The sequence below is a fragment of the Pseudomonas sp. SJZ077 genome (assembly GCF_007993905.1).
GTDB lineage: Bacteria > Pseudomonadota > Gammaproteobacteria > Pseudomonadales > Pseudomonadaceae > Aquipseudomonas > Aquipseudomonas mandelii.
The window spans coordinates 349,978-363,025 of sequence record NZ_VIUJ01000002.1; the positions used below are offsets into that span (position 1 = coordinate 349,978).

Annotated in this window: 8 protein-coding genes; 4 read left to right on the forward strand and 4 right to left on the reverse strand. The window is 61.4% G+C overall.

All coding sequences use genetic code 11. From position 1 onward, the window contains the following. The first annotated feature begins 17 nt into the window (after nucleotides 1-17). On the forward strand, nucleotides 18-1,427 hold the full coding sequence (locus tag FBY01_RS05350) for a VWA domain-containing protein (RefSeq protein ID WP_077748588.1): 1,410 nt from the start codon (nucleotides 18-20) through the stop codon (nucleotides 1,425-1,427). Between the two features lie 139 nt (nucleotides 1,428-1,566). Here FBY01_RS05350 and FBY01_RS05355 read toward each other — a convergent pair whose 3' ends face one another. Then, nucleotides 1,567-3,543: a methyl-accepting chemotaxis protein gene (locus FBY01_RS05355; protein ID WP_145306570.1), complete on the reverse strand. Its 1,977-nt coding sequence runs from the start codon at nucleotides 3,541-3,543 to the stop codon at nucleotides 1,567-1,569. Between the two features lie 184 nt (nucleotides 3,544-3,727). Next, nucleotides 3,728-4,648: a LysR substrate-binding domain-containing protein gene (locus FBY01_RS05365; RefSeq protein WP_010465151.1), complete on the reverse strand. Its 921-nt coding sequence runs from the start codon at nucleotides 4,646-4,648 to the stop codon at nucleotides 3,728-3,730. 159 nt (nucleotides 4,649-4,807) lie between these two features. Between FBY01_RS05365 and FBY01_RS05370 the strand changes: the two genes are divergently transcribed. Continuing rightward, nucleotides 4,808-6,202, forward strand: a complete 1,395-nt coding sequence (locus FBY01_RS05370) for a NorM family multidrug efflux MATE transporter (RefSeq protein WP_145306816.1) — start codon at nucleotides 4,808-4,810, stop codon at nucleotides 6,200-6,202. Between the two features lie 108 nt (nucleotides 6,203-6,310). Here the strand turns inward: FBY01_RS05370 and FBY01_RS05375 are convergent, their stop codons facing one another. After that, on the reverse strand, nucleotides 6,311-7,984 hold the full coding sequence (locus FBY01_RS05375) for a bifunctional diguanylate cyclase/phosphodiesterase (RefSeq protein ID WP_010465155.1): 1,674 nt from the start codon (nucleotides 7,982-7,984) through the stop codon (nucleotides 6,311-6,313). Nucleotides 7,985-8,246: 262 nt separating this feature from the next. On the opposite strand from FBY01_RS05375, the gene rep reads away from it, so the two are divergent. After that, entirely contained in the window at nucleotides 8,247-10,256 is a 2,010-nt protein-coding gene (rep, locus tag FBY01_RS05380; protein WP_010465157.1) for a DNA helicase Rep, read from the forward strand. 84 nt (nucleotides 10,257-10,340) lie between these two features. Then, nucleotides 10,341-10,913, forward strand: coding sequence for a xanthine phosphoribosyltransferase (locus FBY01_RS05385; RefSeq protein ID WP_010465159.1), 573 nt, complete (start codon nucleotides 10,341-10,343; stop codon nucleotides 10,911-10,913). 129 nt (nucleotides 10,914-11,042) lie between these two features. Here the strand turns inward: FBY01_RS05385 and FBY01_RS05390 are convergent, their stop codons facing one another. Then, nucleotides 11,043-12,965 carry an acetyl-CoA hydrolase/transferase C-terminal domain-containing protein gene (locus FBY01_RS05390; protein WP_145306568.1) on the reverse strand — a complete coding sequence of 641 codons (1,923 nt, stop codon included), beginning with the start codon at nucleotides 12,963-12,965 and terminating at the stop codon, nucleotides 11,043-11,045. Between the last annotated feature and the right edge of the window lie 83 nt (nucleotides 12,966-13,048).

The following is a 13,048-nucleotide window of genomic DNA, read 5'->3' on the forward strand; positions in this document are numbered from 1 at the left end:
TTTCAGGAATCGTCGTCATGCAGCGGGTCATCAGGGATGCGCAAGCCACACCAGAGGGGATGAGTGCGCTGCAAGCCAAAGTCGCCCTCATCCAGAAACACTTTCCGCCGACCGTCGCCAGCCTCTTCGCCATCCCGCGAATGGGCAGCGGTGACGTGCTGGAATGGTGGACTGAACTGGGTGGCCAACCCACGCCCTATGCCGACCTCAACGAGGACGCGCAACGACGTTTGCTGGAAACCTATGAAGTGCGTCAGACGTCCCTTGGACAGTTGGCGGACGAACTGCAAAAACGCGGTCAGCCCACCGTAGCGGATGACCTGCGCAGCCTGCTCGGCACGCCCGAGCTGGATAAACTCTACAGCCTCAACGGCGAGCCGCTGGTGGTGCGCTGGAACCAGCGCCCGCCCAAACCGATCGTGCCGCCGGTTGTTCCAGTGGTGCCGGTAGTGCCGCCGTCGCGTCGCGGCTGGTGGATCGCGGCGGCCTTGCTGGCGCTGCTGTTGCTGCTTCTGGCGCTGTGGCTTTGGTGGTTCTTGCACCGTGAACCCGTTGTCGTGGTTCCACCTGTAGCGCCAGTGGTGACGCCGGTCGAGAAACCGGTTGAGCCTGTTCCCGAGCCTGTCGTGGAACCCGAGCCGGTTCCAGAACCGGAACCCGTGCCAGAACCTGTGCCGGTGCCGGTGCCGGAACCCAAGCCCGTCCCGCCACCAAAACCGGTCGTGGCCGCCCCGCCACCGGCCCCGACGCTGGACAACTTCGCCTGCCGCAAAAAAGCGCCCAACGCAGAGATCCCGCAATTTGTGGTGGTGCTCGACACTTCGGGGTCGATGGATTTGAACATCAAGTCTGTGAAAGCCGACGAGGACTGGTTCTTCGGCAACGAGCTCAACAAGTACCTGGATGTGAACCGCACCACGCAGATCTTCGCCAAACCGAGCCGCATGGACGTCGCCAAGGACTCGCTGGCCGGCATGATCAACGGGCTGGACCCGAAGATCGACACGCGCCTGATCACCTTCGCCGGCTGCGAAAGAACGCCGGACCAGGGCGTGTTCAAGTTCGGCGACCGTCAGCGGCTGATCAACGGGATTCGAGGCCTGGTGCCCAACGACGGCACACCGCTGGCCGACAGCCTGGCCCACGCGGCAAGCACCGTCGACGGGCGCAATAACGACGCCGTGATCGTGATGTTCGTCGACGGTGAGGACGGTTGCCAGAAAGACGTGTGCGCCGTGTCCCGCCAAATCGCCAGGGATCAACCGCGGCTGCGGGTCAACGTAGTGAAAATCGGTGCCGGCGGCCCGTCACGTTGCATCGCTGAAAACACCGGCGGCCGGGTTTACAGCAGCACCAATGCGGCGGAGCTGGGCAAGCAGTTGAAACTGGCGAGCAAGGAAGTGTCGAGCAATGCCAAGTGTGATTGATCGTCTGATCTGAACATTGAGGTGAGCCCTTCGCGGGCAAGCCTCGCTCCCACAGGTGATATGCCGTTCACACAAGAGTGGAACGCCACATGCCCCTGTAGGAGCGAGGCTTGCCCGCGAAGACTATTTCAGCGACGACTCAACGAAACCGGTCAACCTCTTGGCGCAAGTCCGCCGCCAGCTTCTCCAGCTCTTTGGCGGTCACGGCCAGGTTCGACACCACTTCCCTCTGCTCGCTGTTTGCCAACGCAATGCTTTGCAGGTTGCTGCTGAGCAAGGTCGCGGTGCTGCTCTGCTCCTGGGTCGCGGTGGTGATCGCCGCAAATTGCTGGCCAGCCGAGCGGCTTTGCTCATCGATCCGCGCCAGGGCCGAGGCCACGTTGGCGTTGCGTGACAAACCTTCCTGCATCAGCACATTGCCTTGTTCCATGGTGCTGATCGCATTGCCGGTTTCCTGCTGGATGCTTTGAATCATCCCGGAAATTTCGTCAGTGGCCTGACGTGTACGCGAAGCCAGGTTGCGCACCTCATCGGCCACCACCGCAAAACCACGACCTTGCTCACCGGCGCGGGCCGCTTCGATGGCCGCGTTCAGCGCCAGCAGGTTGGTTTGATCGGCGATTGAGGTAATCACCCCGACGATGCCGCCGATTTCCTGGGAGCGCTGCCCCAAGGTATTGATCACGATGGCGGTGCTGTTCAACGCGCCAGCGATTTGCTCCAGCGACGAGGACGCCTCGTCCATCGAGGTACGACCGATCTGGGTTTGCTGTGCGTTTTCCTGCGCCAGACGCTGGGTGCTGCCCATGTTGTCGGCAATGTTCAGCGAGGTTGCGCTGAACTCTTCCACGGCACCGGCCATGCTGGTGATTTCGCCCGACTGCTGCTCCATCCCTTCATAGGCACCGCCGGACAGACCGGACAACGCCTGGGCACGGCTGTTGACCTCGACCGAGGCCTTGCGAATGTGCTCGACCATGGTCGACAAGGCCTGGCTCATCTGGTTGAAGGCACGGGCCAGCTGACCGATTTCGTCGTTGCTCGACACGCTCAGGCGCACGCTCAAATCACCGGCGCCCAAGGCTTCTGCCTGACGCACCAGATCACCCAGCGGCGCGAGTTTGCTGCGCAGCAGCCAGACCGCCGAGCCGACGGCGATTAACGTCGCCAGCAGACTGCCGATCGCCAGTTGAATGCCGACGCTCCAGGTCACGGCGCTGATTTCGGCTTTCGGCATGCTTGCCACCACCGACCATGGGCCGCCTTCAAACGGCACGGCCACGCTGTAGAAGTCTTCGGACTTGTCGCTCCAGAAATCACCCTTGCCCGGGGTTTTCGCCAGATCGACGATGGCCGGGACTGCTTGATCCAGCGCTTGCACACCCGCAATCGGCACCAACCACTTCTTCTGCTCATCGAGCAGCGCCAGCGAGCCGGTCTGGCCGATGCGGAAGCGTTTGAGGTTCTCAAACTGTGCGTTCTGCGCGTCGGTGTAATCGAATCCTACGAACAGCACGGCAATCACTTTACCGCTGCTGTCGCGTACAGGCGTGTACTGCGTCATGTAGGAACGGTCAAACAGCAAGGCGCGGCCGACATAACTCTGCCCCGCCATCAAGCGTGCATAGGCCGGGTGAGCGTGGTCCAGCAGGGTGCCGATGGCCCGGTTGCCGTCCTGCTTGGTCAAGGACGTGCTGACGCGGATGAAATCTTCACCGCTGCGCACAAACACCGTCGCAACGCCCGCGGTCATCTGCTTGAACTCGTCGACTTCCTTGAAGTTGTTGTTCAACACTTCGCTGCCCAGGTGCAGGCCCGGGGTCTGCGTACCCGCCACGGCCACCGGTTCGTCCGGGTGCACGCTCACGCCGGCGCTGAAGCGCTTCTCGAACAGACCGGCCAGACGCTGAGTGCTTTCACGCAACGTGCCGTGAAAGGTACTCAACTGATCGGCCAGCAACCGGGCTTCACTGGCCAGGTGCTCTTCGCGGGTGGCGAGGTTGGCGGAGTCCAGCGAACGCAGGGCGAACACGGTACTGCCAGTGATGACGATCGCCAGTATCACGGCAAGCGCAAGACCAAGCTGTGAGGCGATCCGAGCACGAGGTTGAGACATGACAGCTCCTGGCCAAGTGACCGGATCATCCTGATCACGATGCACACTCAGCAAAATTCTAATTAGAGGAATTACAGGGGACCTGCACGAAGGTCCCACCTGCAGATTTTCGGCGGCAAACCTGAATACTTGAGTAAATAGCCGGGATATGGCTCAAGGCCTCTATTGCTGGGGCTTCATCGATTCAGCTCAAGCGCTCGACATCCGGTAAATCCATGGCCCTGACCTCGCCTTGCAGAAAGTCGCTGAGACGGCGCAAACGTTCACCTCCCGGACGGGTTTTCGGCCAGACGAGGTAATAATGCTCACCGCTGGCGACAGCCGTCGGCCACGGCAAACTCAGACGACCCTGCGCGACATCTTCCGCCACCATCAGCAAATCCCCCATGGACACGCCATAGCCTCGGGCCGCCGCGATCATGCCCAACTCCAGCGTGTCGAAAACTTGCCCGCCCTTGAGCGAGACCTGATCCGACAGCCCCATGCGCTCCAGCCAACTGCGCCAGTCGCGACGATCTGGCGTTGGGTGCAGCAACTCTGCGCTGGCCAGGCGTGCGACGTCCCACGGCTGGTCCTTCAGCAGGTTCGGCGCGCCGACCGGGATCAGTTCTTCCGGGAACAGCAACGTCGCCTCCCAGTCCGGAGGGAAACGCCCGTTACTGAGGATGACGGCGCAGTCGAAGGGTTCGTGGTTGAAGTCCACGGTGTCGATGTCCATCCAGGCACTGGTCAATTGCACTTCGTTGCCCGGTTGCAGGTGCCGGAAGCGACTCAGGCGCGCCAGCAGCCAACGCATGGTCAACGTCGACGGGGCTTTCATGCGCAAGATGTCGTCTTCGGCGCGCAAGGTATTGCAGGCGCGTTCGAGCGCGGTGAAACCTTCACGGATGCCAGGCAGGATCAACCGCGCCGACTCGGTCAGTTGCAGGTTGCGCCCGCTGCGGTGAAACAGCCGGCAGGCGAAATGATCTTCGAGGGTACGAATGTGTCGACTGACGGCACTTTGGGTGATCGACAATTCTTCAGCGGCGCGGGTAAACGAGCTATGCCGCGCCGCCGCTTCGAATGCGCGCAGGGCATACAAGGGAGGAAGACGACGGGACATTGGGAAAGCTCCTATAGCGCGGTTGCGCCACGTTAGCAGAAACTTGCCAGCATGAGTCTGACTCATGCCACCCATCCTTTTTATCCCTTTGTGGAAACCCCGCAGAGCGCCGAGAATCGGCTCTCTCCTGTTTACTCCGATAACCGAGGCGTGATGACCATGCAGCATCCAGCACGTACCGAACTCCGGGCCATCCTGCGGCTGGCGGGGCCGTTGATTGCCTCGCAGTTGGCGCACATGCTGATGGTCCTCACCGACACCTTGATGATGGCGCGCCTGAGTCCCGAAGCGCTGGCCGGTGGCGGCCTGGGCGCGGCAACGTATTCGTTCGTGTCGATCTTCTGCATCGGCGTGATCGCAGCGGTCGGCACCCTGGTAGCGATCCGTCAGGGCGCAGGCGATATCGTCGGTGCCGCGCGCCTGACCCAGGCCGGCTTGTGGCTGGCGTGGTTGATGGCGCTGGTGGCCGGCCTGCTGCTGTGGAATCTTAAACCGGTGCTGCTGCTGTTTGGCCAGACCGAAACCAACGTCCAGGCTGCCGGGCAGTTCCTGCTGATCCTGCCGTTCGCCCTGCCCGGCTACCTGAGCTTCATGGCCCTGCGCGGTTTCACCAGCGCCATCGGCCGGGCGACCCCGGTGATGGTCATCAGCCTCGGCGGCACCGTGGCCAACTTCCTGCTCAACTACGCGTTGATCACCGGGATGTTCGGCTTGCCGAAAATGGGCCTGGTGGGCATCGGGCTGGTCACGGCGATCGTCGCCAACCTGATGGCCGTGGCGCTGGCGCTGCACATCCGTCGGCATCCGGCTTACGACGCGTATCCGCTGCGCCAGGGTCTGTCGCGGCCTAACCGCCAGTACCTGAAAGAGCTGTGGCGTCTCGGCCTGCCCATCGGCGGCACCTACGCCGTGGAAGTCGGGTTGTTTGCATTCGCTGCGCTGTGCATGGGCACCATGGGCAGTACGCAACTGGCGGCGCACCAGATCGCCCTGCAGATTGTTTCGGTGGCGTTCATGATTCCGGCGGGGCTTTCTTACGCGATCACCATGCGCATCGGCCAGCACTACGGTGCCGGGCAGTTGCTGGACGCGCGGCTGGCCGGCCGGGTGGGGATCGCCTTTGGCGCGGCGGCGATGCTGGGTTTTGCCATGGTTTTCTGGTTCCTGCCGAATCAGTTGATCGGCTTGTTCCTGGACCACAACGACCCGGCCTTTCGAGACGTCTTCAACCTGGCTGTGAGCCTGCTGGCGGTGGCGGCATGGTTCGAGCTGTTCGACGGCACCCAAACCATCGCCATGGGCTGCATCCGCGGGCTCAAGGATGCCAAGACCACGTTCCTGGTCGGACTGGGTTGCTATTGGCTGATCGGTGCGCCGGCGGCGTGGTGGATGGCGTTCAACTTGAACTGGGGGCCGACAGGCGTCTGGTGGGGATTGGCGCTGGGCCTGGCTTGCGCGGCGGTGAGCCTGACGCTGGCGTTTGAGTGGAAGATGAAAGGGATGATTCGGCGCGAGCCGTCATTACAGCGTTTCGAAGTCCCTCAGACAGACTGAGACCCCCTGTAGGAGCGAGGCTTGCCCGCGAAGGCGTCACATCAGTCGACATCTTTGTTAACTGACACGACGCCTTCGCGGGCAAGCCTCGCTCCTACAGGTTCGGGGTTAGCTCACGATTTCGAGGGCAGGCTGCTGGCTGCTGCCAAACGTCAGATACTCAACCAACTCCGCCAACGGCAGCGGCTTGCTGATCAGATACCCCTGCACCTGATCGCAACCAAACCCACGCAACAACTCCAGCTGCTCCGCCGTCTCCACGCCTTCGGCCACCACTTCAAGGTTGAGGTTGTGCGCCAGGTTGATCATCGCGTGGACCAGTTTGCGATTCTCTTCCCGCTCTTCCATGCCGCCGACAAAGCTCTTGTCGACCTTGAGCAAGGCAATCGGCAGGCTGTTGAGGTGCACGAAGGACGAGAACCCGGTGCCGAAATCATCCAGCGAGAAGCGCACGCCCAGGCGCCCGAGGGCGTCCATGGTCTGTTTCACAAGATCGCTGCGGCGCATGACCGCAGTTTCGGTCAGTTCGAATTCCAGCCATTGCGCCTCGACGCCGCGCTCGGCGATCAGCCGGCTCAGGGTCGACAACAACTGGCTGTCCTGAAACTGCCGGAACGACAGGTTGATCGCCATGTGCAGCGCCGGCAAACCACGCTCGCGCAATGCCTGCATGTCCCGCAGGGCCCGGGAAATCACCCAGTAACCGAGCGGTACGATCAGACCGCTTTGCTCCGCCAGCGGCACGAACTCGCTGGGCGCCAGCAAACCGCGCTCGGCATGCCGCCAGCGCACCAGGGCTTCGAGGCCGACGATCTGGCCGTCCTCAAGGTTCAGGCGCGGCTGGTAATGCAACTCCAGTTCGTCACGGCGCAACGCCCTACGCAGCTCGCTTTCGAGGTCGGCCATGCTGCGGGCATTGCGGTTGATGCGTTCGTTGAAGATATGAAAGGTGCAGCCCTGAGTGCTCTTGGCTTGCTGCATGGCGATGTGCGCGTGCCACATCAGCGGGTCGGCGCCGGCCTGGGCCCGGGCGTGGGCGATGCCCAGACTGGAACCGATCAACAGGCTTTCGCCGTCGACCCAGTAAGGTTCGGCCAGGGCTTCGGTGATGCGTTCGGCCATCCATTCGGCGCGCTGAGGCGCGCGGCGGGTGTCGATCAGCAAGGCGAATTCATCGCTGCCAAGCCGCGCCAGTTGATCGCCGGCCTCAAGCTGGCTTTTCAGCCGCGCAACCACCTGCAGGATCAACCGGTCGCCGGCCTGGTGGCCGAGGGCATCGTTGGCGTGACGGAAGTTGTCGAGATCAAGGTGACCGAGGGCCAGGCCACGGCCGTCGTTTTCCGCCAGACGCGCGGCCAGTAAGGTCTGGAAGCCCTGACGGTTGGCGATGCCAGTCAGCGGGTCTTGCTCGGCCAGGCGTTGCAGGGTGTTTTCCAGCAAGCCACGTTCGCGCACATGCCGCAGGCACCGGCGCAGCATGCCGGCATCGAGATGGTCGCGCACCAGCCAGTCGCTCACACCATCGGGCGACGTCAGGGGCTCATGCTCGAGCAGCAACACTGTCGGCAAGCTGCATCGGCCTGGCAGAGGCTGAAGTGCTGGAATGGTCAACAACACCGCGTTGCGGTTGTCATCGAACAGACTGCTGACCGACTCCCAGCTCGGCGCGCTGATAAGCACGGCCGAGCTCCCCATCGGAGCCAGACACTCGCGCAACAACGCTGCCCACACCGGCTCTTCGGCCAGTAGCAGCAAACGCAAGGGTTCGACAGGCGTAGACAAGCTAGCTCCCTAGACTCTGCAAAGATGTAGGCGACGGGCATTATGCCGCGCCTGTAACCAATGACCAAATGACATCAGTTATCAAACGTGAGTTTGTGTCTGGAATACGAACATTAGCCGCTAATTCACCGCGCATCCTGCTTGAAAGTATCAAAACCGGCAAATAGAGATAGCGTGGTGCGTCACAAGTCGGAGAGAGCAGCACAATTCGCTGAGCCTGTTAAAATGCCGGCCCATTTCACTAACGACTCCCTGATTTCGTATGTCCCGACTCAATCCCCGGCAGCAAGAAGCCGTGAGCTACGTCGGCGGCCCTCTTTTGGTGCTCGCCGGCGCCGGCTCCGGCAAGACCAGCGTGATCACCCGCAAAATTGCGCATCTGATCCAGAACTGCGGCATCCGCGCCCAGTACATCGTCGCCATGACCTTCACCAACAAGGCCGCGCGCGAGATGAAGGAACGGGTCGGCACCCTGCTCAAGGGCGGCGAAGGCCGTGGCCTGACGGTGTGCACCTTCCACAACCTGGGCTTGAACATCATCCGCAAGGAACATGTTCGCCTGGGCTACAAGCCGGGCTTCTCGATCTTTGACGAAACCGACGTCAAAGCCTTGATGACCGACATCATGCAGAAGGAATACTCGGGCGACGACGGCGTCGACGAGATCAAGAACATGATCGGCTCGTGGAAAAACGACCTGATCCTGCCGCCCGAAGCCCTGGAAAACGCGCGCAATCCCAAGGAACAGACCGCCGCCATCGTCTACACCCACTATCAGCGCACGCTCAAGGCGTTCAACGCGGTGGACTTCGACGACTTGATCCTGCTGCCGGTGAAGCTGTTCCAGGAACACGCCGACATCCTCGAAAAATGGCAGAACAAAGTCCGCTACCTGCTGGTGGACGAATACCAGGACACCAACGCCAGCCAGTATTTGCTGGTGAAACTGCTGATCGGCACGCGCAACCAGTTCACCGTGGTCGGCGACGATGACCAGTCGATCTACGCCTGGCGCGGCGCCCGTCCGGAAAACCTGATGCTGCTCAAGGACGATTACCCGTCCCTGAAAGTCGTCATGCTCGAGCAAAACTACCGCTCCACCAGCCGCATCCTGCGCTGCGCCAACGTGCTGATCTCGAACAACCCGCACGAATTCGAAAAGCAGCTGTGGAGCGAGATGGGCCACGGCGACGAGATCCGCGTGATCCGCTGCCGCAACGAAGACGCCGAAGCCGAGCGCGTGGCCGTGGAACTGCTGACCCTGCACTTGCGCACGGACCGGCCTTACAGCGATTTCGCGATCCTGTATCGCGGTAACTACCAGGCCAAGCTGATCGAACTGAAGCTGCAGCACCACCAGATTCCGTATCGTTTGTCCGGCGGCAACAGCTTCTTCGGTCGCCAGGAAGTGAAAGACCTGATGGCCTACTTCCGCCTGATCGTGAACCCGGACGACGACAACGCCTTCCTGCGGGTGATCAACGTCCCGCGCCGGGAGATCGGTTCGACCACGCTGGAGAAGCTGGGCAACTACGCCACCGAGCGCAAAATCTCGATGTATGCCGCCACCGACGAAATCGGCCTGGGCGAGCACCTGGATGCGCGTTTCACTGATCGTCTGTCACGCTTTAAGCGCTTCATGGACAAGGTCCGCGAGCAATGCGCCGGCGAAGACCCGATCTCGGCGCTGCGCAGCATGGTCATGGACATCGACTACGAGAACTGGCTGCGCACCAACAGCTCCAGCGACAAGGCCGCCGATTACCGCATGGGTAACGTCTGGTTCCTGATCGAGGCGTTGAAAAACACCTTGGAGAAAGACGAAGAAGGCGAGATGACCGTCGAAGACGCCATCGGCAAACTCGTCCTGCGCGACATGCTGGAACGTCAGCAGGAAGAGGAAGACGGCGCTGAAGGTGTGCAGATGATGACCTTGCACGCTTCCAAGGGCCTGGAATTCCCTTACGTGTTCATCATGGGCATGGAAGAGGAAATCCTCCCGCACCGCTCCAGCATTGAAGCCGACACCATCGAAGAAGAACGCCGCCTGGCCTACGTTGGCATTACCCGCGCGCGTCAGACCCTGGCCTTCACCTTCGCCGCCAAGCGCAAGCAATACGGCGAGATCATCGACTGCGCGCCGAGCCGCTTCCTGGATGAGCTGCCGCCAGACGACCTAGCGTGGGAAGGCAACGACGACACACCTGTTGAAGTCAAAGCCGTTCGCGGCAATACCGCATTGGCGGATATACGGGCGATGTTAAAGCGCTAGAATTGAGCACTTTTTAACCGAACACTTTTTAACCAGGCATTTTTGACAAGCTAGGCGCACATGGCGCCAGTAGAGGAACGCTTCATGGAAGCACTGCACCAGAAAATCCGCGAACAAGGCATCGTGCTTTCCGATCAGGTCTTGAAGGTCGATGCCTTTTTGAACCACCAGATCGACCCGGCCCTGATGAAGCTGATCGGCGATGAATTCGCTGCGCTGTTCAAGGACTCGGGCATCACCAAGATCGTCACGATCGAAGCTTCGGGCATCGCCCCGGCGATCATGACCGGCCTGAACCTCGGCGTGCCGGTGATTTTTGCCCGCAAGCATCAGTCACTGACCCTGACTGAAAACCTTCTGTCGGCGACCGTTTACTCGTTCACCAAGCAGACCGAAAGCACCGTGGCCATCTCCCCGCGCCACCTGACCAGCAGCGACCGCGTGCTGATCATCGATGACTTCCTGGCCAACGGTAAGGCGTCCCAGGCGCTGATCTCGATCATCAAACAGGCCGGCGCCACCGTGGCGGGTTTGGGGATCGTGATCGAGAAGTCGTTCCAGGGTGGGCGTGCGGAACTGGATGCCCAAGGTTATCGCGTTGAGTCGCTGGCTCGTGTGCAGTCGCTGGCTGGCGGCGTCGTGACCTTCATCGAATAAAGCCACACCGCGCATATCCCTTGTGGGAGCGAGCCTGCTCGCGAAAGCGCTGGATCAGTCAACGATGATGTCGACTGATACTCAGCATTCGCGAGCAGGCTCGCTCCCACAGTGGTTTTGGAGTGGCTGTTATGGCGCGGTGGCCTTGAGGCCGGCGAGTAGCAGCCGCTGAAACAGGTCCTCTTTCAGCCCTTCCGGGTTGGTCAGCTGCATCCGCTCCAGATGCTCGGGAAACGCCGCAGGCTCCGGCGCATCCAGCGCAGCCTTGCCCAACTCCAGAATCTCCGAGAGCTTGAACTTGCTCTTCAACCAGTTCAGCGACCGCAACAAATCCCTCTCCACCGCAGTGAAATCACACCCCAGCGGATACTCCGGAAACAAATTCGGATGCAACGCCTGAATCGCCTGCAAACGCTCCGGGCTGTTGTCGGCAAAACGCGGATCGATGCGGAAATTCTTCGGCAATTTGCCAACGTTCTGCGCCTGCTCGATCAACCCCGGCTGGAAGCGAGAGTCGCTGATATTCAGCAATGCCTCGATCACCGCCGCATCGGTCTTGCCGCGCAGATCGGCGATGCCGTACTCGGTGACCACGATGTCCCGCAGATGCCGTGGGATCGTGCAGTGGCCGTATTCCCAGACGATGTTCGAACTGACCTCACCGCCCGCCTCGCGCCAGCTGCGCAACAGCAGCACGGACCGCGCGCCCTCCAGCGCATGGCCCTGAGCAACAAAGTTGTATTGCCCGCCAACGCCGCTCAGCACTCGCCCGCTTTCGAGCTGATCGGCCACGCCCGCGCCGAGCAGGGTCATGGTGAACACGGTGTTGATGAAGCGCGCGTCCAGGCGCTGCAAGCGTTTGAGTTCTTCCTGACCGTAGAGCTCGTTGATGTAGCTGATGCGGGTCATGTTGAATTCGAGTCGCTTGCTTTGCGGAAGCTCGCGCAGGCGCTCGTAGAAACTGCGCGGCCCGAGGAAGAACCCGCCATGCACCGAGATGCCATCGGTTTGCGCGGCTTCGTCGAGAGTGCCGGCATTGGCTTGTTGCTGGGTCGGCACGTCCGGGTAGACCTTGCGCCGCACGATTCCGGCATCGGCCAGCACCAGCAAGCCGTTGACGAACATTTCGCTGCAACCGTAAAGGCCCTTCGCGAACGGATCGACGCCGCCTTCGCGGTCGATCAACTGCGCCCACTGGCTGAGATTGATATCCGCCAGCAACGCCTTGTAACCGGCATTGTCGGCCTGACGCGCCAGCAACGCTGCGGTCAGGGCATCGCCCATGGCACCGATGCCGATCTGCAAGGTGCCGCCATCGCGCACCAGCGTACTGGCGTGCAAGCCGATGAAGTGATCCTGGAAACCCACGGGCATGTTCGGCGTGGAGAACAGTGTGGTGTTGTCCTTCTCGTCGATCAGCAGGTCGAAGGTGTCGATACCTATTTCGGCGTCACCGGGCATGTAGGGCAAATCGTTGTGCACCTGGCCCACCAGCAGGATCGTCTCTCCCGCCGCCCGGCGTTTGGCGATCATCGGAAACAGGTCGAGGGTGATGTCAGGGTTGCAGCTCAGGCTCAGACGATCCGGGTGTTCGGCGTGGCTGGCCACCAGTTGCGCCACGAGGTTCAAACCGGCGGCGTTGATGTCCCGCGCGGCGTGGCTGTAGTTGCTGCTGACGTAATCCTGCTGGGCCGATTCGCTATGCAGCAGGCTGCCGGGCTGCATAAAGAATTGATGGACGTGAATGTTCGCCGGCAGGCTGTCTTTGTGCAGTCCGGCGAGAAAATCCAGCTCCGGATAATCGCCAAACACCCGCTCGATGAAGGGTTCGAGGAAGCGCTTTTGCAAACCGTCGCCCAAGGCCGGGCGGCCCAGGCACAGGGCAGTGTAGATCGTCAGCTGCCGGTCGGGCAGTTGCGCGACGCGCTGGAACAACGCGTTGACGAAGTGGTTGGGTTTGCCCAGGCCCAGGGGCAGGCCCATGTGGATATGCGCTGGCAACCGCGCCAATACGTCATCGACCGCCTGCTCGATAGAACACAGCTGCACCATCTGATCCTCCCTTACATTCCGTGAATTGGGGTTGGACCGAGCTTGCCGGGCCTTTACTGCAAAGAATAGTCCCCAAGGAAAAT